Raw genomic sequence first — 26,612 nt, forward strand, 5'->3', positions numbered from 1 at the left:
TAGACTCTTCCAAATATTTGGGCTATGCGGGAGAACTTCAAATATCACTAAAAGATACCCCAAATAATGGTCTTACAAACGTAGTTGGGAAAATAGTCAATGACGAATTATATCTGCTTGAAAAAATAGAACCTTGGGAAAAATTCAAAATAATAGAAAATAAATAAATAAACTTTTTAATAGTGTATTTATTGTAAAAATTTTTCAATTGCTTTAAATACATAATAATAGACATTAATGTAAGACTCTCTTAAATCGAAATTTTTAGACGTGTCAAGAAAATATATAAATTCATTAGTAGCAGAATTAAGATCGTCAATATAGTTTTTAAGTTCAAAGTCACGATTAATAGCTTTTATATCATCCAAATTAAAAATAATAGTGGCAACATTTTGAATATTGCTATTAATATTTTTTTCAACATTTTTTTTATTAAAACTATTAATAACGTTAAATTCGGGTTCATTTGAATTTAAATTAGAAATTGTCAATTTAAATTTATTATCAAAAATAATGCCAAAATTATATGTTAATAAACTTGCTTTTTTAGAATTTAAAGCCAATTTCATTACAATATTATTATTAAATTTATCTAAAATAAAAAAATAAGAATAATAATTAATATCTTTAATGGAATTAAAGTATTCCTTAGTATGAATACCGGTTTTAAATTTACCATTTCCCAACGATTCATATAAACTAATCTCAATTTTTATTGCTTCATCTAAAGATTTAATAAAAATTGAAGAAGCACTAATATTACATGAAAATAAAAAAAGAATAAAGGTAAAAAGAAAATTAAACTTTTTTTTCATTTAAGATTTCTCATGAAATATAATAATATTAATGAAAAACTTTCATAAAAAGTATAACAAATTATTCAATAATTAAAATCAAAAAGAATATAATTATTGCACTAGAATTACATTTATATAAAATCACTTAAGGAATAAAAAATGAAATACCTAAAATACATTTCCTTATTTTTATTAATTTTAGGTTGTAAATCCATTTCAAATGGTAATTTCAATCTACATGATACAAATCATAAATTAGGAAAACTTAAATTTCAAGAAGACTCAATAATAAGCAGAAATTATGGAAATAAAATATCTATCGTGGGGATATATAACCCTTTAACAGAAAAAGAAAATTTTAAAGTTAATATTTACATTCAAAAAAAAGGATTACAAATAAATCCTGAAAGCATTTTGATAAATGAAGAAAAAATTAACTATCTAAAATATAAAGCAGAGCTTAAAGTAAAATCCAGCTTTAATAAAAGCATTATTAACATTTCACTAACTAATTCAAGAGATCTGCTAACTCACATTTACGATAAAAGCATAGGAAAATATATTAACATTGACTTTCAGGACAATTGGAATGTATCGCATAGCATAAAATTTAATAAGGAGCATATTTTAGAATATTTAACAGATTTTGATAAAGAAACTAAAATATCTAAAAATATATTGCAAAAACGTATTGATAATCGAAAAATTGAAATTGAAAAAACAGAGCTTAAAACAGAATATAATGAAGTAGAGAATTATTACATCTATAGTATGAAAATTCCTAAATTATTTGAAAAATCGAACACATCTTTGGAAACTTACGAAACATTTGTAATAGCAAATTATTACCCCTGTGAAAATTTAAATATCCTGTTTTTAAATTTAAGCTTATACTCTGATCAACTGCGCTTTCTAAACTCTATTTATGATGAAAATGATAGAAAATTAAAGATTGAACCTCCTGTAAGAACTTTAAAAGATTCAAAAACAATAAAAGAAACATTAAATATAGTATTAAGTCCACAAAAAATAATCGAGCTGGCAAAAAATATTGAAAAAGATATTACTTTAAAATTAAAATCTTACGGAGAAAAGGGAGAATTTACATTTGAAATATATAAACCACTTCTTTTAAAATTTTTAAAAGAAGTGGATCATTGTATAAAAAATTTACAATCAAATAGGTAAGCTTTAATAAGCTAAAATGTATAACTACTTGATTGTAAATTTACTAATAAAACTTTACTTTTTTTAATATGTATATTATCATTAATTGCAATGCTTAATGCAATAAAAGATCAAACGATAGGAGTTTAAAGTGTATCAATTAATAAATAATAAGATGTCTTTTAATAAAGTAGTAGACCGTAGATTGAAAATATTTTGGGTCATCCAAAAACTAGGTGCTAATTATTTTATATCTAAAAAAAAGTATTCTCTAAGTAATGTTGTTGCCATGACAAATTCTATATTGGAAAAAAAGGGGTTTAAAAAGGTTACTAAAAGAACAATACAAAATGATATAAAAATTTTTGAAAATTTGGGATTAATTAAAAGTCATTTTAATCCACTTGGAAAAAACAATGGCAGCTTTACTTACTATACAATAAATAAAACACTTGAAAAATTCGCTAAAAAAATTATTAGTACAGCGTATTTTATTAATAAAAAAATTAAACATGAAAAATCAAAAAACAAGGAAATAAAAAAATTTAAAATAAAAGAAGAATCTCAAAAATACAAAATTTCATATCAAATAACTTCACATGTATTAAGCGATAATATAAGTAAAAATTATAAGAATTCTAAAACCTCTATTAAAAAACAAAATTTAAAGAAAACGATAAACTTCTTGGAAAAAGAAATCAAAAAAAAGCATAAATCGGTAAATTTAGAGGAAATAAAAGAAATAACAAAAAACAAAATTAGCTATAAAAATTCATTATGGAATTTAAAGGATTTCATGGAAGAATTATACGAATACGAAGAAACAAAAATAATAAAATTCTTTAAAAAAACTTTAAAAAAAAAGAAAAATAAAGTATGGTTTATGTCAAAAAATTTTAAAAATACAGATTTTGATGAATTAATAAGAGAATTTAAAAATAAAAATAGAATAAAAAGAAAGATAAAATTTGAAAATGAAACTCAAATTAATAAACCAAATGATATAAAAAATGCTATTGCATTAATTAAAAATCTAATAAAATCAAAAAAATCTTATGAAAAATAAAGAAACAAAAATAAAATTTTTCAACAAAATTGAAAAAATAGAAAACAAAATTATTTATCATACTAAAATTTTTAGTATGATAAATAATTTTGAAGCAAAACCCAAAAAAGGAAAATTCTGGTTATGTCTAAGAAACATCTTTAACCATAAAAAATACGAAAGTTTTCACTTATTTTCAATAAAAGAAAATGATAAATTTTTAGGAATTTTTTATGGCTTTATAAATCTTTCAAAACCATTTATTATAAACTATGCAGAAAAAGGGACAAAAAAAACCATAAGATTAAAAAAAATTTTTTATATGGAATTCAGATTTAAAAAAGGAAGTGTTTTTTGTTATTTAAGAAGTCTATACACATTAACTAAAACTAAAAATAAAAATAAAATTTTTTATAAATCTCTTTTAGAAAGAACTTTAAAAATTGAAGAGAGAATATATAAGTTTTATGATAAAAAATATGAAAATAATAAAGGAATACTAAATTGGATAAGAAAAAACCAAAAATAATAACAATTGCATCAATTAAAGGTGGCGTTGGTAAAAGTACAACAGCATTAATGTTCACAAATATAATTTCAAAAAAAAATAATAAAATATTATTGATCGATTTAGACCCACAAGCAAGCAGTACAAGCTTTTATATTAATACTATAAGAGAAAAAAATCTTAATTTAAAAAATATTAACATCTATAAAGTTCTTAAAAAAGAAATAGATATAGAAAATTCAATAATCAAAATAAATAAAAATATAGACTTTATAGCAAGTCATATAAACTTAAGCAAATTCAATGAAGAAAGCATCTCATTAAAAGAAAATTTGCTTAAAATATTTTTAAGCTTTATTAAAAATAGATATGATTTTATCATAATGGATACAGCACCTACATTAGGAAGTTTACTTAATAATAGTTTAATAATCACAGACTATTTAATTATACCATTACCAACAGATCAATGGGCAATTGAAAGTTTAGATTTAATAACCAGTAGACTTAATGATCTTTTTAGAAAAGATTTACCAACATTTTATTTAATAACTAAATTTATTGAAAGACAAAATATTGATAAAGAGCTCAAAAAATTTATTGAATGTGAATATAAAGGGAAATTTTTAGGCAGTGTACCAAAAAGAGATAATTTACGTAAAACTATTTTTTATAGAGAAGAATTTAATGTTAACGAAGATTATCATAAAGCCTATGAAAATATAATTGAAAATTTCCTGAGTATACTTTCAAATTAGTTCCATATGGAACTAGTAGTTCCATATGGAACTAATTTGAAAGTATACTCAGGAGAAAATAACAAATGAAATTAAATAAAAAAATAGAAATTGTTAAAAGAGTTGAACTCAATGAAAATGAAATAAAAAGAACCAGAGAATTTAGGTATTTAAAATTAAAAGAAAAACTGAAAATTTTAATAAAAGAAGAATCTTATAACAAAATTGAAACAGCTCGAATTTTAAAAGAAATTAACGATAACAAATATTACGTTATAGATAAATACAAAAGCTTTAATCATTTTATAAAAGATTATAATATGGCAAAAACCACTGTTTATAGATATATGAAATTAGCAACGGGAATTGATAGTGGTGAAATCAATTATGAATTAATTTTAAAAAAGGGAATATATTATGCTATACAAATCCTAGAAAAAAATGGAACCATAGCTACTTCAAAAAGCATACTAAATAGGTCCTTTAAGCTAAAAATTGAAGACGAAAAAAGCTTTGCTTTTTATAAATCAAATGTTAACTTTGTTAGCTTTTTATTAAAAGAAATATACTATAACAATCAAAAATTACTTACAAATATTAAAAATAAATATGAAAATATAAAAAACAAAAAATAATATTCTAAATTCATAAAGTAGTGTTTTGTTTAAAAAATGTTTCAAAAACACTTTACAAAAAAATAAAATACTATATAATAATTTATATAGATTGAGATGCAATGTCTCGCTCTTGTTGTTTGATTAGAATAATAAGTTGGCTACCAATATGGTAGCCTTTGTCATTTTTATAAATTATTAAAGTAGGACTTATATTTATATATTTATTAAACATGTTATAAAAAAATAATTATTTTGAACAGGAAATAAAAACCAATAAAGATTATAAAAATTAATTTTTATAATCTTTATTTTCGATTGATTCAACCATTACTAAGAAATCCAAAATTTTATACTTTTTCAAGCTTAAATCTTCTAATCCAATTTTAATTTTAACCTCATTATTCTTATAAGAAGCATCCTCTTCTTTTATCATCCTTTCTAATAAAGACTTGGATAAAACAAATGCGGAATAATTAAGCCAATTGCCAAAAAAATAGTTATTATCTCTTTTATAACTTATTCTTCCTTCGATTTTAGTTCCATCTGGTAATAATAAAGGAGTTTGTTCCGTTATACTATGGTTCCTAAACTTTGTATATAAAACTATTTTGGTTATTCCTGTTTTATAATTAAAAACTCCTTTAAGTTCTGCATTTTTGTTTAAACTTTGGTATATTCTAAATGTTTTTCCAAATTGATCATGCTCAACGTTTAAGGAAGTGCAAGATATTAATAATAAAAATCCCAAAAATTTTAATTGATTTCGACATAATTCCATATTCCTCTCCTTTGGTAAAAAAATTATAGATTAATGAACATAATGATATATTTTTTATTAGATCATTGCAAACAATTTTAAAAAATTGATGTTTTTTAAATTGGATTTTTGAAAAAACAAACTTTATGAATATAATTTTGAAAAAAATTATATTCAATGGTTTTTATCAGCTTTGTAAACATTTTAAATACTAACAAAACTATTTTTAAGAAACTAAAAGTTGATTTCAATATCTATGAACATTTAACATCTATTAAGCTTGTGCAGCAAGTGCCACATTAAAAATACAACTCTGAAATTAAGTGATACTAGGTGGACTTGTAGGATTTATAATACTTTGCATGATAGAGATATAAATGCAGCTCTAAATCTTAAAGCTTATTATTATAAGGAAATAAAAACTAAGGCAAGAACTGCCAGAAGTAAAGCTTGTGGACCGTTATCTAGTGGATGACCGTTCTTGTAGAATCTAAAAAGCTATCATGGGATGAAACAAGAAGATATTTCTACAATCTTTGATTTAGGAATAGCAGTTCACTTTTGTAAATTAAACTTAGTATTTAAAACTTTCTTCAAAAAAGAAAAGTCCTTCACCTAAAATAGCAAGGATAAAAACTGAAAAATCAAAACACCCATAGTTGTTTTTTAATTCAAGAATGTTTTAAGTGCATTTCACAATGTTAATATGAAATGTAATTTCATATATAATAAAATATAGACAAAATTTAAATTTATAAAAACTTATAAGGATGTTTGATATGAAAATATTGATAAAAAAATTAAGAGAGGTATTATTTCTTAATCTAATCTTACTTATTTCTTGTGTTAAGGAAACTGGTGGGAACAAATTAGTGTTTAAGCTCAATATTGGAAGTGAACCCGCCACTTTAGATGCTCAACTGGTAAACGATACGGTTGGATCAAAGATTGTAAGTCAAATGTTCCTTGGCATTTTAAATGGAGATCCCAGAACTGGGGGGTACAGACCGGGACTTGCAAAAAGTTGGGATATTTCTAATGACGGCTTAGTTTATACGTTTCATTTAAGAGATAATCTTTACTGGAGCGATGGTGTTTCTATTACTGCCGAAGGAATAAGAAAATCTTATCTTAGAATTTTAGATAAAGAAACCGGTTCATCTGTTGTTAACATTGTTAAGTCTGTTATAAAAAATGCAGAGGAGTATTTTGATGGTAAAGTAAATGACGCTGCTCTTGGAATTAAAGCTCTTGATGAGAAAACTTTAGAAATAACACTAAAATCCCCAAAACCATATTTTCTTGACATGTTAGCACATCAAACATTTATTCCCGTACCAGTACATACTATTGAAAAATATGGGCAAAGATGGACAAATCCTGAGAATATGGTTGTTAGCGGTCCTTTCAAATTGAAATCTAGAGTTTTAAATGAAAATGTTATTCTTGAAAAAAATAACAAGTATTATAAATCTAAAGATGTTGTTCTTGATAATATTATATTTTTCATTACAGATAATAGCATTACAGCTTATAATATGTATTTAAATGATGAACTAGATGCAATTTTTAATAATGTTCCGCCAGATTTAATTAAGGATCTTAAGCTTAGAGATGATTATTATTCAATGGGGATTAATTCAACTTATTTTTATTCTTTGAATACCAAAGTAAAACCGCTTGATAATGTTAAAGTTAGAAAAGCGCTATCTTTTGCTATTGATAGAAAAACTTTAACAGAGAGTGTTCTTAATGATAGTTCTATTCCTACAAGAAGAGCGACCCCAGATTATATTGATTACTCTTACAAAAGTAATTTAAGCTTATTTGATGTTGAAATGGCTAAGAATCTTCTGGTAGATGCAGGATATCCTAATGGTAGGAATTTCCCTTTATTGAAAGCGAAGTATAATACAAATGATAGGCAGAGAAAAATTGCTGAATTTATTCAAAATCAGTGGAAAAAAAATTTAAATATTAATGTTCAGTTTGAGAATGAAGAATGGTCAACATATATAAATAGCAGAGTAAATGGTAATTACGAAATAATAAGATCGGGGTGGTCAGGAGATTATGCTGATCCTATGACATTCTTAAGCATCTTTAAAACCGAAAACACGGCTTTTTCATCTTATGGATATTCAAATTCTGAATATGATAAACTTTTAATAAAATCAGACCATGAAAGTAATATTTTTGAAAGACAAAAAATTCTAAAAAAAGCAGAGGCAATAATAATCGAAAGAGATTTTCCAGCTATATTTATTAATATAAATGCTTCTAGTTATCTTTTTAGGAACGATAAGTGGAAAGGTTGGGAGCCTAACATTTCGGAAAGATTTGATTTATCTGAAATAAAACCAATTAAATAATTTATAGCCAGATCTTTTGATTTGGCTATAAACAAAAATAAGAAATGAATTTTTATTTTAAAAATTCATTTCTTATTAATTTAATTATTTTGGAATTATTATGTTTCAATAAAATAAACGCTGAGTGCATTAACGCTAGAAAAAGTATTGCAAAAACAGATGATAGTATTATGTTTTTCATTATTTCTCTCCTACCAATGTTGGTTATTCTTTCTTCAAAGAATAATGCAAAATTTTAATATTTTAAAGAGGAGAGGTTATTTAATTTAACAAATATTTTTATATATTTAGGGCATGTTAAAAACATCGTGAGGATGCGATTCTTTTAATGAAGAATGGCTTATTTTTACAAATTTAGAATTTATTTTTAAATCAGATATTGTAATTGCTCCTATATAGCCCATTCCGGACATTAATCCACCTTTTAGTTGAACCAAAATATCTTTTAATTTTCCAGAATACGGTACCATGCCTTCAATTCCTTCAGGGACTAATTTTTTAGGCTCATTGTTATTGTGTTGAAAATATCTTGATTTAGAGCCTCTTTTCATGGCAGTAATAGATCCCATTCCAACGTAAGATTTGAATTTTTTTCCATTGTAAATTATTTCTTCTGAAGGAGATTCTTTTACACCCGCAAAGAGATTGCCTATCATTACGCTATCAGCCCCTGCTGCAATGGCTTTAACTACATCTCCTGAAAACCTAATTCCACCATCTGCTATAATACAAATATTTGTGTTTTTGCAAACCTCATAAACATCACAGATTGCTGTTATTTGGGGAACACCAACTCCCGCAACGATTCTTGTTGTACATATGCTACCTGGGCCTATTCCTACTTTTAAACAGTCTGCTCCTGCATTGATTAAATCCAATGCAGCTTCTTTAGTTACTATATTGCCGGCAATAAGGTCTAAGTTTGGATACTTGTTTTTAATTGTTTTGACAAGCTCTATTATTCTTGTAGAATGCCCATGGGCAGAGTCTATGACAAGTAAATCTACATGTGCTTTTACAAGCTCTTCAACTCGTTCTATAGTGTCAATATCAATGGAAACAGCAGCCCCCACTCTTAGTCTACTGTTTAAATCTTTACATGCATTAGGAAAATCTTCTTTGTGTTCTGCATTTTTGTGTATTTTGGGTTCTTCTAGATCTTCTTTTGCAGACATTTTGGTTGCTTGTTCATTTATATACTTATTATTGTTGTTAGTTTTTTGAGCTTTATATGTCTTTACTTTTTCTATTTCTTTTTTTTGAGCTTCTATTGACATATTTTTATGTATAATACCTATTCCCCCTTCTTTAGCAATAGCTATTGCCATTCGGCTTTCTGTAACAGTATCCATTGCAGAGCTTAAAAATGGTATATTTAAGGATATATTTTTTGTCAATTGTGTTTTTAAGCAAACTTCACTAGGCAATACAGAGGATTTTCTTGGAATTAAAGACACATCATCAAAAGTTAAAGCTTCTTTTATTATCTTGTTTGTCATAAACTTTCCTTTTTATTGTTTTTATTATTCCCATTCTATGGTTGATGGAGGCTTAGAAGATATATCATAACAAACTCTATTTACGCCTCTAACTTCATTAATTATTCTTGAAGAAACTTTTCTTAAAAAATTATAAGGAAGTTCAGTCCATTCTGCAGTCATGAAATCTTGAGTATTCACACATCTAATAACAGCTGTATATTCATATGTTCTTTGATCTCCCATTACGCCCACAGATTTGATAGGTAGCAATACAACAAATGCTTGTCTTATTTCATAATATAAATCATTTATAAAAAGCTCTTCTGTTAAAATATTGTCTGCTTCTTGCAAGATATTTATCTTCTCTTGTGTTATTTCTCCAATTATTCTTATAGCTAGTCCTGGTCCTGGAAATGGGTGTCTATAAAGTGCTTCTTTTTTAATACCTAGATTTATTCCAATTTGAATTATTTCATCTTTAAAAAATTCATTTAAAGGTTCTAAAAGTTTTAAACTCATCTTATCTGGGAGTCCTCCTACATTGTGATGGGATTTAATTTTTGAAGAAGCGTTATTTTTTGATTTAGATTCAATTACATCGGAATAAATTGTTCCTTGTGCTAAATATTCTATATTTTGATCTTCTAAAGTAATTTTTTCAAAAACATTTACAAATTCTTTTCCTATTATTTTTCTTTTTTCCTCAGGATCACTTATATTTTTTAAGTGGTTCAAGAATTTTGCAGAAGCATCAATATATTTTATATTTAAATCATATTGCTGATTTAATTCTAGTATTTTTTTATCTTCATTTTTACGCAATAGGCCGGTGTTTACAAAAACGCAGATCAAATTTTCTTTTATTGCTTTTTTTATAAGTAATGCACAAACCAAAGAGTCTGTACCACCGGAAAATCCCAAAATAACCTTTTTACTACCCACCTTGAGCTTAATTTTTTCTACAATAGTTTCTATATTGCTCTTTAATGACCAATTAGTTTGAGCTTTGCAAATTTTAAAAACAAAATTTTTAAGTATTTGATCCCCAAATTCAGAATGAGTTACTTCTGGATGGAATTGTAGACCATAAATTTTTTGAGCTTCATTTGATATAGAAGCAATACAATTTTTTGTAAAAGCTAACTGTTTGAAATTGTTGGGAATTTTTTCAATACTATCTCCATGACTCATAATAATTTGAAATTTGTTTGGAAGTTCTGAAAATAAAAGAGATTTTTCATCTTTTAAAAAGATTTCAGAACCCCCATATTCTTGTTTAAGGTCTTTAGATACTAAACCACCAAATAATTTAACAATTAATTGCATTCCATAACATATACCTAAAACAGGTATTTTTAAATTAAAAATTTCCATGTCCAATGTAGGAGCTTCTTTTGAGTAAACAGAAGAGGGACCCCCACTTAATATTATTCCTGCGATGTTCATATTTTTAATTTCTTTTAAAGGCGTATGGTAAGGTATTACTTTTGTATAAACACCAATTTCTCTAATTCTTCTTGCAATTAGCTGACTATATTGGGATCCAAAATCTAATATAAGTATTGCACGAACATTCATTATAAGTCCTTAAAATGAATAAAAGTTTTTTTATTATTAAAGCGCATTTCGTTTAATTGTAGCATATTTAGCTTTGTTTCTGTCAACCTTACAAATAAATTGTCTTAATTTATTTGTAATATTTTAAATAATTTTTCAATAAATCAATCTGAAAAATTATTTAAAATATTGCTCTTGAAAAATTATTTTTTTTATATAAAAAATTGAAAAGAAAAATTGTTGAACTAATAATTCATATAAAAAGGAGGCACAAATTAATGAAAAAGAATACATTAAGTGCAATATTAATGACTTTATTTTTATTTATATCTTGTAATAATTCAGGTGGGGATTCTACATCTACTAAGCCTGTTGATGAGCCTGCTAAGGGACCTAATCTTGCAGAAATAAGTAAAAAAATTACAGATTCTAACACATTTGTACTGGCTGTGAAAGAAGTTGAGACTTTGGTTTCATCTATAGATGAGCTTGCTAAGAAAGCTATTGGCCAAAAAATAGATCAAAATAGTGGTTTAGGTGCTTTACAGAATCAAAACGGATCATTGTTAGCAGGAGTCTATGCAATATCAACTCTAATAACAGATAAATTGAGTAAATTGAAAAATTCAGAAGAATTAAAGGCGGAAATTGCAAAGGCTAAGAAATGTTCCGAAGACTTTACTAATAAACTAAAGCTTAGTCACGCTGATCTTGGAGCGGTAAATGGTGCTACTACTGATGATCATGCAAAAGCGGCTATTTTAAAAACAAATGCGCCTGACGACAAGGGTGCTAAAGAATTTAAAGGTTTATTTGAATCAGTAGAAAGCTTGTCAAAAGCAGCTAAAGCAGCATTAGCCAATTCAGTTAAAGAGCTTACAAGTCCTGTTGCGGCAGAAACTCCAAAAAAACCTTAATCAAGATCAATATTATAATATTTTAAAAAAGTAATTGGAAAAATAAAGTCAATATAGAGTCAAGAAATATTTCTTGACTTTTATTTTTCTATTTTTTAAAAATTCATTTTAAATAAGGATTAAATGATTTTATCTTTAAGTCTTTAAGAATAAAACTTATTTCAAAAGTCGCAATAGCCTTAAATTTAAGTGTTCTAAATATAAAAAATTAGACAGTAATTTGATTTAGAGATTACAAAATTTTGATTTTGAAGACCTAACAGTTTTAGCAAATTTATTTTAAGGACAATAAGAGTTTTTTGGTTTTATGTGGGCTTCTATAAAGTTGCTCAATAGATAGAATATTTTAATAATACAAACTTTCTTCATAATTTATAATTAGTTTTTTAAAAGTACAAATTTTAAATTTTTTTTATAAATAGCAAATCAGTTAATAACCATAAATAAACTTAATAATAAAAACTATACACAGTATTATCATTATTGGAGAGATTTTATTTTTTTTATTTTCCAATAAATTAAGTATTATATTTATTAAAACATAAAATATTATTCCAATGCTTATTCCTGAAGAGATATTGTATGTTAAGGGAATCAAAAAAAGTATTAAAAAACTAGAAACATTTTCTCTTATATTAGAGAAATTAATTTTTATTATTTCTCTACACATTGAAAATCCTACATATATTAGTGCTGCAGCAGTTGCACTAGCAGGAACAGCAATAAATAATGGTGAAAGGAATATTGCAATAAAGAACATTATTCCCGTTACTATTACCGTAAGTCCAGTTTTCCCGCCTTCTTCTATTCCTGTGCAACTTTCAATGTATGCTGTTACAGTTGACACTCCTATTATTGCTCCAACGGTAGTAGAAATGGCATCAATTAAAAATATTTTGCCAACATTGGGAATTTTTCCGTTTTTGTCTAACATATTACCTTTTGCTGCTACTGCTATTAAAGTACCTAAGGTATCAAATAAATCGTTAAACAGTAATACTAATACAATTGTAATAAAGCTCCAAAAATGTTCACTTAAAACATAAGAAAAATCTAATTGATTAAATATTGGTTTAATAGATTCGAATCTTAAAATTCCGTCTGGAAAACGTATACCAGCTGCAACTGCGCTTTCTGGATTAAAAATTGCATATATCCAGGCTATGGCAGTAACTGAACAAATTGCCCAAAGTATACTTCCCCGTATATTTAATTGTTCAAGAATTACAATAAAAAATAATCCTAAAAATGTAAATAAAACCTTAAAGTCAATAAATGATCCAATTCCAACCAATGTAGCATCATTTTTAATGATGATCCCACCATTGACAAAGCCAATAAAAGCAATAAAAAGCCCTATTCCAACTGTGACAGAGTATTTTAAATTTACTGGTATAGAATTTACAATACTTTCTCGAGCCCTTGATAGAGATAATACAATAAAAATTAGCCCTTCAGTAAAAACAGCAGCTAATGCAACTTGCCAAGGAATATTCATTCCAATTACTACAGAAAATGCAAAAAATGCATTAAGCCCCATACCTGGTGCTAGTGCAATAGGGGTATTAGTATAAAGTCCCATTAATATGCTAGAAAATGCTGATGTTAAGCAGGTGGCAGTAACTAATGCACCAATTGGCATACCCGTGCTAGATAATATTGCCGGATTAACAGCTATTATGTATGCCATGCTCAAAAAAGTAGTAATACCTGCGATAATTTCTTTTTTATAATCAATGGTTTTATTTTTAAATTGAAATAACAATGTTTCTTTGAATTGATTCATTACAAATTACTCCTTAAATTTTATTTTATATCAAAAACAAAACCGGCGCCATCGATCAAATTTAATCTACTAACAAAATGTGGTGATAAATTAAATTTCATGAAAATATTAATAACCATAAATAAACTTAATAATAAAAATTAAACACAATATTAGCATTACAGGAGAAATCTTAATCTTTTCTTTGCTAAAAAGATTAAATGATAAATTTACTAAAACGTAAAACATTGCCCCAACAAAAAATCCCGAAGAAATACTGTAAGTTAGAGGAATTAAAAAGAATATTAAAAAGCTAGAAATATTTTCTCTAATATTAGAGAAATCAATTTTTATTAGTTCTCTACACATTGAAAATCCCACATATATTAAAGCCGCAGCAGTTGCGCTAGCAGGAACAGCAATAAAAAGAGGAGCAAAAAAAACTGCAACTAAAAATAATAATCCGGTTACAATCGAAGTAATACCCGTTTTACCACCCTCAGCAATTCCTGTAAAACTTTCAATATAAGTAGTAACAGTAGAAACTCCCATTATTGCTCCAAAAGTAGTAGCAATACCATCAACTAGTAATATTTTTTTTGCATTAGGAATTTTTCCGTTTTTATCCAACATACCACCTTTTGTGGTAACACTTATTAAAATACCTACAGTATCAAATAAATCATTGAATAATAGAATAAAAACTATTGATATAAAAGTCCAAAAATGTTCGCTTAAAACATAAGAAAAATCTAATTGATTAAATATTGGTCTAATAGATTCGAATCTTAAAACACCATTGGGAAGATGTATTCCAATAGATTTGGCGCCTTCTAAATTAAATGCCGCATATATCCAAGCTGTAAGAGTAACTATACTAATTGCCCAAAGTATGCTTCCTCGTACATTTAATTTTTCAAAAATTGCAATAAAAAATAGTCCTAAAAATGTAAATAAAACTTTTAAGTCAATAAATGATCCAATTCCAACCAATGTGGCATCATTTTTAATGACGATTCCACCATTGACAAAACCAATAAAAGCAATAAAAAGCCCTATTCCGACTGTGATAGAGTATTTTAGATTTGTTGGAATAGAATTTATGATTTGCTCTCTTACTCTTAAAAAGGATAGGAGAATAAAAATTAGTCCTTCGGTAAAAACAGCGGCTAATGCAACTTGCCAAGGAATATTCATTCCAATTACCACAGAAAATGCAAAAAATGCATTTAAACTCATTCCAGAAGCTAATGCTAGCGGTGTATTAGTATAAAGCCCCATTAGTATAGTAGAAAATGCTGCTGTTAGACAGGTTGCAGTGACTAGCGCACCAATTGGCATGCCTGTGTTAGATAGTATTGCCGGGTTAACAGCTATAATATATGACATACTCAAAAAAGTAGTAATGCCTGCAAAAACTTCCTTTTTATAGTTAATATCGTTGTTTTTAAATTGAATATATAAACCTTTTATATATTTTCCCATAAAATTTTCCTTTTTATTGTTTAAAAATATTTTAAATAATAACCATTAACCCTTTAATTCTTTTTGAAGATCTATTAAATCTTATTAATCATAATATTTTGGAAAAGAATATTTTCACTGTCAGGCAAGTTCGAAAATACAATAGTTTTAATAACTCTTTCAGAACTATTTGTAATAACAAATTTTCTAGCTTTAATAAGCTTTAAATAAGCTTTTAAAGAAATATCTTTTCCAACGCTAAAAAAGGTTTGAATATACTTATGATCAACCAACTTGTGACGATTGAATAAAAACAAGGCAATTATATCATTCCCAACTTTTAAAAATAAAGGCTCTTTGTACCTTAAATTCCACTTATTAGAAATAGTAAAATAATGTCTTAAAGAAATTTTATTATTTTCTTGAATTAATTTAATATATTTAGAATCTTTTTTTAATTCAGGAATACCACTAAACGAGATTGTAGAACAAGACAATGTTAAAAGTATTAAATAAAAAAGTAATAAATATTTTTTACAAATTTTCAAGGCAGTCAATAATATGCTAGTTTTCTTATAAAATTTTATTTTTAAATGCATATTCTAGAGTATTTTTTGTATTCTTAAAATTAACATCAATAAATCTTGGATCATATTGCAAGGTGTCCTTAGTCCAAACTTGAAAAGAATCATCATTAAATAAAAAGACTAACTTTTTGTAAGGAGTTAAAGCTTTTGACATAAGCTTGAAATTATTTTTATCAAGATTAATGTATAAAAATTTAAAATTTCCAATGCTAACCACCTTAGAAATGGCAATACTTCCAATATATTTATTGTCTTGAATTAATTTCAAATAACCTTTAGTAAAATTTAAATTTGAGTCAAGCATAACATTTAAAAAAACAGTAAATTTATTACTAGATTTATCTTTTTTAATGTAGATTTGACTATCTGGATAAAAATAAAGAAAATAATCTGCTCTTTCGATTTTTTCAAAATTCTTTTCTAAATCTTCAGCAATATTCAAAATCTTGCAAGAAGAAAAAATAAAAACCATTAAAATCAAAGAAAAACTATATTTCATAATCAACTTATATTATACAATACAGAAAGGAGAGTATTTATATTAAATGAATGAAAACAACTTCAGCTCTTATATTGAAAATTCTAAAGTTTATTCGGATTATATAATATTAAAACATAAAATACTACTTATTCCTGTTCCTATAATAAAAATTGCTATGGGTGAAAATCTTAAAATTTTTGAAATAGGTTTTCAAAATAAACATAAAGATTTTTCAGGATATCTTCAATTAAATGAAAAATCTTTATATATAAATGAAAACATGAGCCTTGAAAATAAAAGATTTACAATAGCAAAACACCTTGGGCATTATTTGATGCATCAAGAGCAAATTAAAAATCTATCTAAAAATGAAAACTACTATACTGATATTCAAGATAGTCAAATGGCAACAGAGGCCAATATATTCGCAGCAAACATTTTAGTTCCAACAACAACATTAAAATTAAAATTGTCTCAATATAAATCTAAAGAGTACCCTCAAAAAACAATAGCAAAAGAATTTCAAGTAACCGAAAATACAATTTATTTAAAATTAAGCATACTTAATGACCTTAGCAAAGTAGATAAAATAAAAAAGAGTAAAAAATTTTTAAAAATTAAAAACACAAAAAATAAAATAGAAACTAATATGTACCTGCACAATACAGATAAAATTAAAGAATCAATAGCTCTTGATTTGGAAAAATATGAACTTGAAAAAAAAGAACGAATTAAAAAAATATTTGAAGATTTAGAGTAAAAAGTTCTTTTTAAGTTAAAAACTTTTTGAGTATATATTCCATCTTTACATTGGCTAAAAGCAAATAATCTTTACTCTTAATAAGAGAGTCTAAATGGGTTTTTGCAATTATAATCCAATACTTATTATCAATAAATTTCTTAGCAGTTGGAAAATTTATTTTTAATAAAAAATTTTTCATAATTTTTTGTTTTTCAAGATAAGATAAAACTTCTGCCTTAAAAGACGCACCTTGAGTCAAGCTATAAGCAATAAGTATTCCATATAATCTCTTATTATAAATAAAAAGATCTTTAATAAGATTAATATTGCTATTGTAATTAGATTCATCAATGTAAATATAAGAACTATTTTTAATATTGTTTAAAATTTCAAAATTAGATGAACGATGTAAATGCTCATAGTCTTTTATTTTAAAATTTGAAATTTTTAAATCAGGATAATTCATTAAGGATGTTAAAACAGTTAAATTTATTTTATCTTTTTCTGGTATTTTAACCAAAGAAATAGTTGAACAACCATAAAGTAAAAAATAAAAGGGAATTAAAAACTTCTTCATTTAATGCTTTAATTGTATGCTTTTAATAAAATAAAGTAAAGTAAATAAAAATATAGAAATATTTTGATATAATGTAAAAATAAACTTTAAAAGGATGTAAAATGAGTTATTATGCACTAAGCAAAATATTTCTATATTCTGGATACCTTGTTATTGGATTTATATCTTTTACTATTTTCAATAAAAACTTAAGAAATAAAATCAAAAACAAATTAAAAAATTTATACTTTTTATATTATTTAACTTTTTTTACTCTTTTTATTATCAGCTCAAATCTATCTTATTATTTTACTGAAAAGCAGTTATTAGAAAATTTTAATATTTTTGAAAAAGAATTTCTTGAAATACATAAGATAAACGAACAATTTTTTCAAAAATATCTGCTAAATTTTCCAGTACCAATAAGAATGGAATTGATGTCAAAATTTGATCCAATATACACAGTATTTAATGCTAGCTTTGAAAAACACGCTAAAAACATAGGCAAAAGTTCTTATGAAATTCAAACAAATTATAAAAATTACGTCAAAGCAACAAATTCAGAAATTAAAAAAAGATTAGAACAAATAACAGAAAATATTACTCCTATTTACAATAAATATAAATTACCTATTCTAGACGGAGAAAATACAGCAATAAGTATCGATGTAAATGGGAATATTATTCCTGTTATAAAAAATACAAACGGACAAATAACAGAATTACTATTTTACGATCAAAATTACAATTTAATTCCCTTTAAAAAATTTGAAAGCTACAAAGTTAGATTTGACATACTCCAAGAAAATAAAAATATATACTTCAAGGAACTAATAAACATTTACTATCTTGATGAAAACAATACTATCATTCCCATAGAATATTATAAAAATAATATAGAGACTAGCCCTTATTACATAGACTTACAAGAGAATAAAGACAATTTTCTCAAAATGATAAAAATTAAAAAAGAATATGGTTTATATATTGAGAAAAAAAAGCAACTACAACATTTAACTGAAAATGATAAACTTGATGATTTTAAAGAATTTTTAGAAAAAAATAATAATATTTTTTCATTGAATACAATATTTTCGAACGGCAATCCAATATTTACTTATGCCATAAAAGTAAAAGCAAAAAATATTATAAATTATTTAATAACAAAAGAATTTAATATTAATTTAACAAATCAAAGTTCTCAAACGGCTCTTCATAATGCCATAATTCAAAAATACGAATTAAAATTTATTAAATCCCTTATCAAAAAAGGTGCCAACCCAAGTATCAAAGACAGCGAAAATAAACTCCCCATAGATTACTCTGATAAAACTAGTGAAATCTACAAATATTTAATCGACATTTAACTTTGTCCATACTAATTTAATTAGTCGAGCACTAAAATAACATTTTAAACCAAATTGATCCGACCCACTAAGCTCTAAATTTAATTTGAAATAATTGCTAATGGGAAAAAGCTTACAACCCATACTTTAATAATAAATAGCATGAAACCAAATTGAAGCTAATCTTTAACACTTTTTAGAAATACAAAATTTTACAGTCAGTAATTTAATAACCACATTTATTCAACGTGTAATATTTACAAGATTAAAAAATATTGTTAAGATATTAAGCGTATTATTCAAATTAATTATTTTAATTAATTAATTTGGATTTAATAAAAAGGGGAAAATTATGTCAACATCATCCGCATCTATATCTATATTTACAATATTACAAAAAATAGGAAAAGCTTTTATGCTTCCTATAGCACTTTTACCAGCAGCCGGAATTTTATTGGGAATCGGGGGAGCATTTACTAACGAAACAATGATTCAGGCTTATGGATTAGAAGGGGTACTTGGGAAAGGAACTGTAGCAAGCTCAATACTTTATCTTATGAAATATACAGGAGAAGTAATTTTTGCTAACTTGCCTTTAATGTTTGCAGCAGCAATTCCAATTGGACTTGCCAAAGTAGAAAAAGGAACAGCTGCTTTAGCAGGAGTAGTCGGCTTTTTAGTTATGCACCAAACTATAAATGGAATCTTGTACATACAAGGAATCACACCAGAAAGTGCAAGCTTAAAAGCACTATTAGAATTAGGAATGCCTGAAACAGCTGCAACTGCAAAAAGCCAAGAATATACAAATGTACTTGGAATATTCTCTCTTCAAATGAGCGTAATGGGGGGACTGGTAGCAGGATTTGTTGCTGTTTTTCTTCATAACAGATTCTATAATATTCAATTACCCACATTTTTAGCATTTTTTGGGGGCACAAGATTTGTGCCAATCATAACTACAATAACCATGTTTGTAGTAGGAATATTTTTAACATTTATTTGGCCTTTTGTTCAAGGTGCAATGACTTCTTTTGGACAAATTGTAGAACAATCTGGGCTTTTTGGAACATTTGCATATGGAGCAATAAAAAGATCTCTAATTCCATTTGGACTTCACCATATATTTTACTTGCCATTTTGGCAAACAGCTGTTGGTGGAACATTGGAAATAAATGGAGAACTCGTATCAGGAGCACAAAATATATTCTTTAGACAACTCGCAGATACCAATACTATACACTTCGAAGTTGCAAAGGGAACAAGATTTTTTAGCGGAGAATTTGTTGTTATGATTTTTGGATTACCTGGAGCTGCGCTTGCTATGTACCACACATCAAAACCTGAAAATAAAAAAAACGTAGCTTCATTACTACTATCTGCTAGCTTTACATCAATGTTAACAGGAATTACAGAACCTCTTGAATTTGCATTCCTTTTTGCAGCACCAGCACTTTATTACTTTATATATGTTCCTCTTTTTGGATTGGCATATCTTTTAACACACCTTTTAAATGTGGGAGTTGGACTAACTTTTTCTGGAGGATTTATAGATATGTTTCTATTTGGAATACTTCAGGGAAATAGCAAAACAAATTGGATAGCAATTCCCATCTTAGGAATCTTCTACTTTATTGGATTTTACTTTATATTTAAATTTGTAATTATGAAATTCGATCTTAAAACAATTGGAAGAGAAGATGAAGAAATGGAAAAAGATAAAATAATTTCAGAAAAAACAAATTTATCAGAAACTGCTTCAAAAGTATTAGAAGGTCTTGGAGGAAAAGATAATATTACATATCTTGATGCATGTGCATCAAGACTAAGAGTTAATCTAAAACAAATAGAATTCATTAAATCAGATGCCTATTTCAAAAATCTAGGTGCTAGTGGAATATTAAAAAAAGGAAATAGCGTACAAATTGTATTTGGAGGATTATCCGATAACATAAAAATGGAAATCGATAAGCTTATGTAAAATTTTTTAAAAAAAATAAAAACAGCTAATCCAATAGAAAAATTATATAATTTTTCTATTGGATAAATTATATGCAAAGAAGGTAATAATGTATAAACAACAATATTTTATTTCTGGCAAAGTACAAGGCGTTGGGTTTAGATTTTTTACAGAGCAAATAGCAAATAATATGAAATTAAAAGGATTTGTAAAAAATCTAAACGATGGAAGGGTAGAAATTGTAGCTTTCTTTAACACTAAAGAACAAATAAAAAAATTTGAAAATTTATTAAAAAATGGGAACAAGTATTCAAGCATTGAAAACATTGAAAAAAAAACTTTAGATGAAAACTATCCCTTTCAATTTAACAAATTTAAAATTTATTATTAGAACTTATTTCTTGTTTAACAAGTATCTTAACTTTTTTAGCCCTTAGCTTAACATTACTTACATAAGAATTGTTATTCTTAGGATAAACCAAAGCAGCTTTAAAAAAATGTTCGGTTTTAAATTTCAAAAATTCTAAAGACTTCTTATCTCTACAAAAGATATTCAAATTGCCATCAGAAAATTTAATATCAAGACCATAATTACAATCTGTTTTTAAAAATCTACATGAAATAAAACTACCATTTAAACCATTCCTATTAAAAAGGATAAAATATTTTTTACCCCTTTTGGAATCTTTAAAATAAATTTTAAGCCAATCTCCTGCTGGCTTAACTGAAGCCAGTTTATCATAAAGATAAGAAACATAAATCGTTCTATTGTTATTAGATTTTAAAATTTTTTTAAAGAAATAATTAAGACCTATTTTCATATCAATTATATAATATCTTATTAAGAAAATATTTCCTAATATTTTCAAAATGTACTAACAGTAATTAAAATTCAAACAAACACTATAGTTTATAATTAAAAATTATTGATAAGTATTCTGTAAGTTTTATGTAGTTATAATTATATCCGTACGTAGCTTTAAAAGCTTTGCGAATTTTAACATTCAGTCCTCTAACCATAGCTAAAGTTTCTAAATTATCCTTTAACATTAAATTTTTAATTATAATCAACGTTTTAATATAATTATCATCAACTATACGATGTTCTTTTATCAAATTTTCTAAACGATCCATTGTAAGAGTAGAATAAGTCGCTTTACGTCTAACATATGTATAAATTCTTTGATTAAGCAATTTTAATAAGTTATTATCTGCCTTATCATCCAAATTATTCAAAACATACCGATTATAATGAAAGGCTGTTGTTATATCATTTGGTTCGTGTCCTAAAACTTTTGTTATCCAATAATTCATTTCCATGTTTTTAGGAGCAAATGCAAGATAAGAGAATTTACAATAAATAGCCCTACAAAAATAAACAGATTCTTCGGGAGCAAAAATATTATTAAAAATTTGACGAAACAATCTATTATAACTGTATGTAAGATTTGAAGAGATTAACTCTTTGGTAAGATTCTCGGTTTGTTCCATATAGCGTATTTCTTTTATAGAATTAATTATTAATTCAGAATCCGCAAAAACCGGAAAAACAACTTCATTAATAATATTATTATCTCGCTTTTTTGCAATAACCTCCATACGAATATGGTTTTTATCTGCGATATAAAATTTAGAAAGCTTCATTACTTCAACAGGACGACGACCTATTGCCATTAAAACTCCATAAAATTTCAACCTAATATCTCGATTTTGATTTAATAAAAGCTGAATTATTTCAATATAGGTATTTAAATTAATTTTAACGAATATTTGCTCTTTCCTATAGCTATTAATTTTTTCAATTTTATATTTATGAGCATAATCATTTAACCATTTTGGAGTTACAAACAAATCTATAAAATATTGAAAATAAGGTTTTTCATTATTAAGTTGATTTAAAAATATCAACTCTTCTATTTTCCCCTGATCTTTAATTCCTATATTTTTTAATTCTTTTATTTTTTTTGATTTCCAAAAAAATAAAAAAGTATTGTCTTTTCTAAGTTTTTCAATTACTGAAAGATTGATATATTCTTTAATTATTTTACGGGTTTTCGAAAGATTTAATATTATTGAACGATTTGTAAATTTATCTTTTCTAAAAAGAATAGCTTTGTGATTCTCTGCAAGAATTTTTATTTTTTCTTTTAATTTTATATACGAAATCTCATTATTAAGATATTTTTTATATAAAATTTCTAATTCTTTTCTAAATATCTCAAAATCATTTTTTATCTTCACTTTTGGAGACATGCTAATTCAATTATAACAAGTTTAAAATTTTTAGCTAAGCTAAAAATTCTGATTTCTTAAAAAGATGCCTATTTATTGGGTTAAATCATAAAATATTATGCTTGTGCTACATCCATAACAGTTAATATTTGAGTTGCTATAGTTGCTTAAAATATAAATCAATGAAATACAAGTTTTAAATAAATTATTTTATTGCCTATCAAAGAGCTATTTATAAATAGCTCTTTGATATTTTTATCACAAGTTTTGTAATAGCAATTCAAAAAATTCACTATTCTTTTTCCTGTAAAAGCAGAACCTTATCATATGCTTTTATAAAGGGTAAATACATAAATACTGAAATAATCAATAATAATAAAACCAGAACAAAAGATTTAATATCAAGTCCTGTAGATAAAAAAGCCGCAATAGGAGCAGGTGTTGTCCATGGAGTCAAGGTTCTTACTTTTTCAATAATTCCAAAATTAGTAAGAGTATATGCAACAATTATATTAAACATAGGAATAAGTAAAAAGGGAATACCTAATATGGGATTTAAAACTATTGGTGCTCCAAACATAATAGGTTCATTGATATTAAAAAGACCAGGAGCAAATGAAAGTTTACCTATAGCTTTTAGATGTTGAGATTTACTAAACATCATGGCAATAACAAGCCCTAAAGTTGCACCAGCACCACCAATATATACAAACGAATCAAGAAATCCCCCCGCTAAAATATGAGGAAGCGGAAGATTCTCAGAAAGAGCCCTAATATTAGAATCAAGATTTGTCAGAGTTATGGGATTAAGCAGAGCAACAATAACATTCGTACCATGAAGACCACAAAACCATAAAGTATGAACAACAAAAGCAATCATTAAAGTCCCAACTAAAGTATCGCTAACTCTCAAAACAGGCCTAAACACACTCATAATGATTTCGGGGAAAAGGCTTCCTACTGAGCTTTGAATAGCAATATTAACACTTTGAGCTACAATTGAAAGTACAATAACAGGAACTAAAGCTTCAAAAGATTTTAAAACAGCGGGCGGAACAGAGTCTGGAAGTTTAATTGCCATATTTCTTTGAACTAAAAATTTATAAACTTCAACAGAAAAAATAGCAGAAATAATAGCTGTAAATACCCCTTGAGCACTAAAATATCTTGCATCAATTACAGGAAACCATGAATTAGGTTGAATTCCCCATTTAGCAGTATCACCACCATAAGGTATCCAATCCGATTGCCCAGCTAAAATTAAAAACGTATAAAGAGATAAAAATCCTCCTGTAATCCCACTAAGTTTGTAATGATTAGATAAGTTGTAACCAATACCGAAAACAACAAATATAGACATAATCCCCATGCTTACATAAAATGGCTGAACAAGATTTCCTTTATATTTAGCCATTAAATCCACATACCATTGTTGATATAATAATGTTTGAGAATCTGTAAGGGGTAAATTAACTAAAAGTAAAATAAAAGAACCAACTATCAAAAAGGGCATAGAAAAGGTAAAACCATCTCTTAAAGCAATTAAATACTTATTTGAACCAATTTTACTAGCAATAGGAACTAAAGTAGTTTCAATAAAATCCTGAAAACTCATGAAAACTATCCTCCAATAAAAACTAATTAAAAATTACAATTAACAACTTATTATTAATTAATAATATTATATCAAAATCCTTATAAGGTTTATTTAAAATAAAATTATTTATTTTAAATAAATCTTATAATATAATATATTATAAGATTTATTTAAAAAGTATTAATTATTTATCAAATAAAAGGAGTATACATTATATATGAATAAAAAGATATACAGCATAGAAGAATTAATAGATAAAATAAGCATGCCTGTTGTAGCTTACTCTGGTGAAGCTAAAAGCTTTCTAAGAGAAGCTTTAGAATACGCTAAAAACAAAGACTATGAAAAAGCCGCACTTACTATACAAGAAAGTAAAAATTCTATTGCAAAGGCTCATGAAACACATAGAGAAATAATACAACAATCAGCCACTAATCCAGACTCTGTTAAAACGCCTTTTATTTTAATTCATGCTGAAGATCATTTAATGTCTGCAATTTCAGAATTAAGCATTTTTGAAGAATTAATCAATGTTTACAAAATAATAAATGAAATAAAAAAATAGGAGAAAATATGAACATACTACTTGTATGTGGAGCTGGAATGTCCACAAGTATGCTGGTACAAAGAATTGAAAAATATGCCAAAGCACACAATATAAATGCAAAAATTGAAGCTATTGCTGAAACACGACTTAGTGAAGTTATTGACCGCTTTGATGTTGTTTTGCTTGCACCACAATCTAGATTTAATAAAAACAGACTTGAAGAAATCACAAAACCCAAAGGAATTCCAATAGAAATAATTAACACAATCGATTACGGAACAATGAATGGAGAAAAAGTATTACAACTTGCAATTAATGCACTTAAGAATAAAAGTTCTTTTAAAGAAGGTTAAAATGAAAGAAATTGGAATATCTATATACCCTAATGTAAGCGATAAAAAGAAAATTATTGAATATCTTGAAAAAAGTGCTCATTTTGGATTTACTCAAGTATTTACCTCTTTGCTCTATATTAACGGGAATGAATTTGACGTGTTCAAAGAATTACTCAATGTTGCAAATAAGAATGGAATGAAACCTATTATTGATGTAAGTCCTAAAATTTTCAAAGAACTAGAAATCGATCTTTCAAATCTTAGAAATTGTACAAAACTAGATTATTTTAAAAAACTTGGTGCTTGGGCAATCAGATTAGACAATACATTTACAGGCATTGAAGAATCATTAATGACTTTTAACGATTCTGACCTTAAGATTCAACTTAACATAAGTAATATAAATAAACATATTGACACAATAATGTATTTCAAGCCCAATATAAAAAATTTGCTTGGGTGTCATAATTTTTATCCCCACAAATACACAGGACTTTCAAGAACTTTCTTTAAAGAAACAACAAAAATATTCAAACATTATTCAATTCCAACAGCTGCATTCATTAGCTCTAATAATGCAGAAGAATGTGCACGAGGAAAAGAAAAAGAAGGTGTTCCTACACTAGAATCACATAGATCTAAAGATATAGAAACCCAAGCAAAAGACCTTTTCAAAGAAGGAATAGACACTGTCCTAATTTCTAATTGTTTTCCGAGTGAAACAGAACTAAAAAAAGTATCAAAAATAAACAGAAACGTTTTAGAGCTCAAAGCAGACATAAATCCAAAAGCAACTTCAGTAGAAAAAGAAATAATACTTGAAAATTTACATTTTAATAGAGGAGATATTAATTCTTATAGAATTCGATCAACTATGCCAAGGGTATACTACAATAATAAAAAATTTCCTGTACATTCTACAAATGAAATTAAAAAGGGAGATATCTTAATAGACTCTTCCAAATATTTGGGCTATGCGGGAGAACTTCAAATATCACTAAAAGATACCCCAAATAATGGTCTTACAAACGTAGTTGGGAAAATA

Annotated in this window: 28 protein-coding genes and 1 pseudogene; 16 read left to right on the forward strand and 13 right to left on the reverse strand. The window is 26.0% G+C overall.

The window, feature by feature from the left end; genetic code table 11:
• A partial coding sequence (locus tag HNR35_RS04820) for a phospho-sugar glycosidase domain-containing protein (protein ID WP_183224294.1) occupies positions 1-167 on the forward strand: 167 nt, incomplete at its 5' end.
• Positions 168-188: 21 nt separating this feature from the next.
• Here the strand turns inward: HNR35_RS04820 and HNR35_RS04825 are convergent.
• Positions 189-815 carry a hypothetical protein gene (locus HNR35_RS04825; RefSeq protein WP_183224296.1) on the reverse strand — a complete coding sequence of 209 codons (627 nt, stop codon included), beginning with the start codon at positions 813-815 and terminating at the stop codon, positions 189-191.
• 141 nt (positions 816-956) lie between these two features.
• On the opposite strand from HNR35_RS04825, the gene HNR35_RS04830 reads away from it, so the two are divergent.
• The 5 genes from HNR35_RS04830 to HNR35_RS04850 all read left to right on the forward strand — a co-directional run bounded on the left by HNR35_RS04830 (position 957) and on the right by HNR35_RS04850 (position 4,889).
• The gene (locus tag HNR35_RS04830; protein WP_183224298.1) at positions 957-1,985 is read left to right on the forward strand and encodes a hypothetical protein; all 1,029 of its coding nucleotides are present in this window, start codon (positions 957-959) and stop codon (positions 1,983-1,985) included.
• Positions 1,986-2,115: 130 nt separating this feature from the next.
• The gene (locus tag HNR35_RS04835; RefSeq protein ID WP_183224300.1) at positions 2,116-3,030 is read left to right on the forward strand and encodes a plasmid maintenance protein; all 915 of its coding nucleotides are present in this window, start codon (positions 2,116-2,118) and stop codon (positions 3,028-3,030) included.
• Positions 3,020-3,538: a DUF226 domain-containing protein gene (locus HNR35_RS04840; RefSeq protein ID WP_183224302.1), complete on the forward strand. Its 519-nt coding sequence runs from the start codon at positions 3,020-3,022 to the stop codon at positions 3,536-3,538. The genes HNR35_RS04835 and HNR35_RS04840 overlap by 11 nt, the downstream gene beginning before the upstream one ends.
• Entirely contained in the window at positions 3,514-4,275 is a 762-nt protein-coding gene (locus HNR35_RS04845; protein WP_183224304.1) for a ParA family protein, read from the forward strand. Before HNR35_RS04840 ends, HNR35_RS04845 begins: the two co-directional genes overlap by 25 nt.
• 65 nt (positions 4,276-4,340) lie before the next feature.
• Positions 4,341-4,889: a chromosome replication/partitioning protein gene (locus HNR35_RS04850; protein WP_183224306.1), complete on the forward strand. Its 549-nt coding sequence runs from the start codon at positions 4,341-4,343 to the stop codon at positions 4,887-4,889.
• 271 nt (positions 4,890-5,160) lie between these two features.
• Here the strand turns inward: HNR35_RS04850 and HNR35_RS04855 are convergent, their stop codons facing one another.
• Positions 5,161-5,649 carry an oligopeptide permease-like protein gene (locus HNR35_RS04855; RefSeq protein WP_183224308.1) on the reverse strand — a complete coding sequence of 163 codons (489 nt, stop codon included), beginning with the start codon at positions 5,647-5,649 and terminating at the stop codon, positions 5,161-5,163.
• Between the two features lie 259 nt (positions 5,650-5,908).
• On the opposite strand from HNR35_RS04855, the pseudogene HNR35_RS05955 reads away from it, so the two are divergent.
• Both HNR35_RS05955 and HNR35_RS04865 read left to right on the forward strand, forming a co-directional pair.
• Positions 5,909-6,103, forward strand: a pseudogene (locus HNR35_RS05955) (zinc ribbon domain-containing protein); the annotation flags it as partial.
• 304 nt (positions 6,104-6,407) lie between these two features.
• The gene (locus HNR35_RS04865) at positions 6,408-8,000 is read left to right on the forward strand and encodes a peptide ABC transporter substrate-binding protein (protein ID WP_183224310.1); all 1,593 of its coding nucleotides are present in this window, start codon (positions 6,408-6,410) and stop codon (positions 7,998-8,000) included.
• 52 nt (positions 8,001-8,052) lie between these two features.
• On the opposite strand, the gene HNR35_RS05910 is transcribed toward HNR35_RS04865, so the two are convergent.
• From HNR35_RS05910 to guaA, 3 genes are all read right to left on the reverse strand, one after another.
• Complete coding sequence (locus HNR35_RS05910; RefSeq protein ID WP_012664837.1) at positions 8,053-8,181, reverse strand: hypothetical protein; 129 nt, start codon at positions 8,179-8,181, stop codon at positions 8,053-8,055.
• 106 nt (positions 8,182-8,287) lie between these two features.
• Positions 8,288-9,499, reverse strand: a complete 1,212-nt coding sequence (gene guaB, locus HNR35_RS04870) for an inosine-5'-monophosphate dehydrogenase (protein ID WP_183224312.1) — start codon at positions 9,497-9,499, stop codon at positions 8,288-8,290.
• Between the two features lie 24 nt (positions 9,500-9,523).
• On the reverse strand, positions 9,524-11,059 hold the full coding sequence (gene guaA, locus HNR35_RS04875) for a glutamine-hydrolyzing GMP synthase (protein WP_183224314.1): 1,536 nt from the start codon (positions 11,057-11,059) through the stop codon (positions 9,524-9,526).
• 257 nt (positions 11,060-11,316) lie between these two features.
• Between guaA and ospC the strand changes: the two genes are divergently transcribed.
• The gene (ospC, locus tag HNR35_RS04880; protein WP_183224316.1) at positions 11,317-11,955 is read left to right on the forward strand and encodes an outer surface protein OspC; all 639 of its coding nucleotides are present in this window, start codon (positions 11,317-11,319) and stop codon (positions 11,953-11,955) included.
• 430 nt (positions 11,956-12,385) lie between these two features.
• Here ospC and HNR35_RS04885 read toward each other — a convergent pair whose 3' ends face one another.
• From HNR35_RS04885 to HNR35_RS04900, 4 genes are all read right to left on the reverse strand, one after another.
• Entirely contained in the window at positions 12,386-13,741 is a 1,356-nt protein-coding gene (locus HNR35_RS04885; RefSeq protein ID WP_183224317.1) for an NCS2 family permease, read from the reverse strand.
• Between the two features lie 108 nt (positions 13,742-13,849).
• Complete coding sequence (locus tag HNR35_RS04890) at positions 13,850-15,205, reverse strand: NCS2 family permease (protein WP_183224319.1); 1,356 nt, start codon at positions 15,203-15,205, stop codon at positions 13,850-13,852.
• Positions 15,206-15,279: 74 nt separating this feature from the next.
• The gene (locus HNR35_RS04895; protein WP_183224321.1) at positions 15,280-15,783 is read right to left on the reverse strand and encodes a hypothetical protein; all 504 of its coding nucleotides are present in this window, start codon (positions 15,781-15,783) and stop codon (positions 15,280-15,282) included.
• Positions 15,758-16,270, reverse strand: a complete 513-nt coding sequence (locus tag HNR35_RS04900; RefSeq protein ID WP_012664845.1) for a hypothetical protein — start codon at positions 16,268-16,270, stop codon at positions 15,758-15,760. The genes HNR35_RS04895 and HNR35_RS04900 overlap by 26 nt, the downstream gene beginning before the upstream one ends.
• 46 nt (positions 16,271-16,316) lie before the next feature.
• Here HNR35_RS04900 and HNR35_RS04905 point away from each other — a divergent pair, with 46 nt between their 5' ends.
• Positions 16,317-17,012 carry an ImmA/IrrE family metallo-endopeptidase gene (locus HNR35_RS04905; protein ID WP_183224323.1) on the forward strand — a complete coding sequence of 232 codons (696 nt, stop codon included), beginning with the start codon at positions 16,317-16,319 and terminating at the stop codon, positions 17,010-17,012.
• 10 nt (positions 17,013-17,022) lie between these two features.
• Here HNR35_RS04905 and HNR35_RS04910 read toward each other — a convergent pair whose 3' ends face one another.
• Positions 17,023-17,571: a hypothetical protein gene (locus tag HNR35_RS04910; RefSeq protein ID WP_183224325.1), complete on the reverse strand. Its 549-nt coding sequence runs from the start codon at positions 17,569-17,571 to the stop codon at positions 17,023-17,025.
• Positions 17,572-17,672: 101 nt separating this feature from the next.
• Here HNR35_RS04910 and HNR35_RS04915 point away from each other — a divergent pair, with 101 nt between their 5' ends.
• From HNR35_RS04915 to HNR35_RS04925, 3 genes are all read left to right on the forward strand, one after another.
• Positions 17,673-18,917 (forward strand): ankyrin repeat domain-containing protein, encoded by a 1,245-nt coding sequence (locus HNR35_RS04915; RefSeq protein ID WP_183224327.1) that lies wholly within the window; start codon positions 17,673-17,675, stop codon positions 18,915-18,917.
• A 331-nt stretch (positions 18,918-19,248) separates the two neighbouring features.
• Complete coding sequence (locus HNR35_RS04920; RefSeq protein ID WP_012664849.1) at positions 19,249-20,877, forward strand: PTS transporter subunit EIIC; 1,629 nt, start codon at positions 19,249-19,251, stop codon at positions 20,875-20,877.
• 88 nt (positions 20,878-20,965) lie between these two features.
• Complete coding sequence (locus tag HNR35_RS04925) at positions 20,966-21,247, forward strand: acylphosphatase (protein ID WP_183224329.1); 282 nt, start codon at positions 20,966-20,968, stop codon at positions 21,245-21,247.
• Here the strand turns inward: HNR35_RS04925 and HNR35_RS04930 are convergent.
• The 3 genes from HNR35_RS04930 to celB all read right to left on the reverse strand — a co-directional run bounded on the left by HNR35_RS04930 (position 21,231) and on the right by celB (position 24,703).
• Entirely contained in the window at positions 21,231-21,677 is a 447-nt protein-coding gene (locus HNR35_RS04930; protein ID WP_012664822.1) for a hypothetical protein, read from the reverse strand. The two genes, HNR35_RS04925 and HNR35_RS04930, sit on opposite strands and share 17 nt — an antisense overlap.
• Before the next feature lie 82 nt (positions 21,678-21,759).
• Entirely contained in the window at positions 21,760-23,109 is a 1,350-nt protein-coding gene (gene resT / locus HNR35_RS04935; RefSeq protein ID WP_183224331.1) for a telomere resolvase ResT, read from the reverse strand.
• A 271-nt stretch (positions 23,110-23,380) separates the two neighbouring features.
• Positions 23,381-24,703 (reverse strand): PTS cellobiose transporter subunit IIC, encoded by a 1,323-nt coding sequence (gene celB, locus HNR35_RS04940; RefSeq protein WP_012664824.1) that lies wholly within the window; start codon positions 24,701-24,703, stop codon positions 23,381-23,383.
• Between the two features lie 199 nt (positions 24,704-24,902).
• On the opposite strand from celB, the gene HNR35_RS04945 reads away from it, so the two are divergent.
• From HNR35_RS04945 to HNR35_RS04955, 3 genes are all read left to right on the forward strand, one after another.
• Entirely contained in the window at positions 24,903-25,250 is a 348-nt protein-coding gene (locus tag HNR35_RS04945) for a PTS sugar transporter subunit IIA (protein ID WP_012664825.1), read from the forward strand.
• An 8-nt stretch (positions 25,251-25,258) separates the two neighbouring features.
• Complete coding sequence (locus tag HNR35_RS04950; RefSeq protein ID WP_183224333.1) at positions 25,259-25,585, forward strand: PTS sugar transporter subunit IIB; 327 nt, start codon at positions 25,259-25,261, stop codon at positions 25,583-25,585.
• Position 25,586: 1 nt separating this feature from the next.
• The coding region (locus HNR35_RS04955; protein WP_183224335.1) for a DUF871 domain-containing protein at positions 25,587-26,612 on the forward strand (1,026 nt) is incomplete at its 3' end.

The organism is Borreliella spielmanii (assembly GCF_014201705.1).
GTDB classification, from domain to species: domain Bacteria; phylum Spirochaetota; class Spirochaetia; order Borreliales; family Borreliaceae; genus Borreliella; species Borreliella spielmanii.

What these genes read in the sequence shown, in the direction of transcription:
- HNR35_RS04825 (WP_183224296.1), bottom strand. Translation starts at nt 815, where the DNA reads ATGAAAAAAAAGTTTAATTTTCTTTTTACCTTTATTCTTTTTTTATTT.
- HNR35_RS04830 (WP_183224298.1), top strand. Translation starts at nt 957, where the DNA reads ATGAAATACCTAAAATACATTTCCTTATTTTTATTAATTTTAGGTTGT.
- HNR35_RS04840 (WP_183224302.1), top strand. Translation starts at nt 3,020, where the DNA reads ATGAAAAATAAAGAAACAAAAATAAAATTTTTCAACAAAATTGAAAAA.
- HNR35_RS04850 (WP_183224306.1), top strand. Translation starts at nt 4,341, where the DNA reads ATGAAATTAAATAAAAAAATAGAAATTGTTAAAAGAGTTGAACTCAAT.
- HNR35_RS04855 (WP_183224308.1), bottom strand. Translation starts at nt 5,649, where the DNA reads ATGGAATTATGTCGAAATCAATTAAAATTTTTGGGATTTTTATTATTA.
- HNR35_RS04865 (WP_183224310.1), top strand. Translation starts at nt 6,408, where the DNA reads ATGAAAATATTGATAAAAAAATTAAGAGAGGTATTATTTCTTAATCTA.
- HNR35_RS05910 (WP_012664837.1), bottom strand. Translation starts at nt 8,181, where the DNA reads ATGAAAAACATAATACTATCATCTGTTTTTGCAATACTTTTTCTAGCG.
- guaB (WP_183224312.1), bottom strand. Translation starts at nt 9,499, where the DNA reads ATGACAAACAAGATAATAAAAGAAGCTTTAACTTTTGATGATGTGTCT.
- guaA (WP_183224314.1), bottom strand. Translation starts at nt 11,059, where the DNA reads ATGAATGTTCGTGCAATACTTATATTAGATTTTGGATCCCAATATAGT.
- ospC (WP_183224316.1), top strand. Translation starts at nt 11,317, where the DNA reads ATGAAAAAGAATACATTAAGTGCAATATTAATGACTTTATTTTTATTT.
- HNR35_RS04885 (WP_183224317.1), bottom strand. Translation starts at nt 13,741, where the DNA reads ATGAATCAATTCAAAGAAACATTGTTATTTCAATTTAAAAATAAAACC.
- HNR35_RS04890 (WP_183224319.1), bottom strand. Translation starts at nt 15,205, where the DNA reads ATGGGAAAATATATAAAAGGTTTATATATTCAATTTAAAAACAACGAT.
- HNR35_RS04895 (WP_183224321.1), bottom strand. Translation starts at nt 15,783, where the DNA reads ATGCATTTAAAAATAAAATTTTATAAGAAAACTAGCATATTATTGACT.
- HNR35_RS04900 (WP_012664845.1), bottom strand. Translation starts at nt 16,270, where the DNA reads ATGAAATATAGTTTTTCTTTGATTTTAATGGTTTTTATTTTTTCTTCT.
- HNR35_RS04905 (WP_183224323.1), top strand. Translation starts at nt 16,317, where the DNA reads ATGAATGAAAACAACTTCAGCTCTTATATTGAAAATTCTAAAGTTTAT.
- HNR35_RS04910 (WP_183224325.1), bottom strand. Translation starts at nt 17,571, where the DNA reads ATGAAGAAGTTTTTAATTCCCTTTTATTTTTTACTTTATGGTTGTTCA.
- HNR35_RS04915 (WP_183224327.1), top strand. Translation starts at nt 17,673, where the DNA reads ATGAGTTATTATGCACTAAGCAAAATATTTCTATATTCTGGATACCTT.
- HNR35_RS04920 (WP_012664849.1), top strand. Translation starts at nt 19,249, where the DNA reads ATGTCAACATCATCCGCATCTATATCTATATTTACAATATTACAAAAA.
- HNR35_RS04925 (WP_183224329.1), top strand. Translation starts at nt 20,966, where the DNA reads ATGTATAAACAACAATATTTTATTTCTGGCAAAGTACAAGGCGTTGGG.
- HNR35_RS04930 (WP_012664822.1), bottom strand. Translation starts at nt 21,677, where the DNA reads ATGAAAATAGGTCTTAATTATTTCTTTAAAAAAATTTTAAAATCTAAT.
- resT (WP_183224331.1), bottom strand. Translation starts at nt 23,109, where the DNA reads ATGTCTCCAAAAGTGAAGATAAAAAATGATTTTGAGATATTTAGAAAA.
- celB (WP_012664824.1), bottom strand. Translation starts at nt 24,703, where the DNA reads ATGAGTTTTCAGGATTTTATTGAAACTACTTTAGTTCCTATTGCTAGT.
- HNR35_RS04945 (WP_012664825.1), top strand. Translation starts at nt 24,903, where the DNA reads ATGAATAAAAAGATATACAGCATAGAAGAATTAATAGATAAAATAAGC.
- HNR35_RS04950 (WP_183224333.1), top strand. Translation starts at nt 25,259, where the DNA reads ATGAACATACTACTTGTATGTGGAGCTGGAATGTCCACAAGTATGCTG.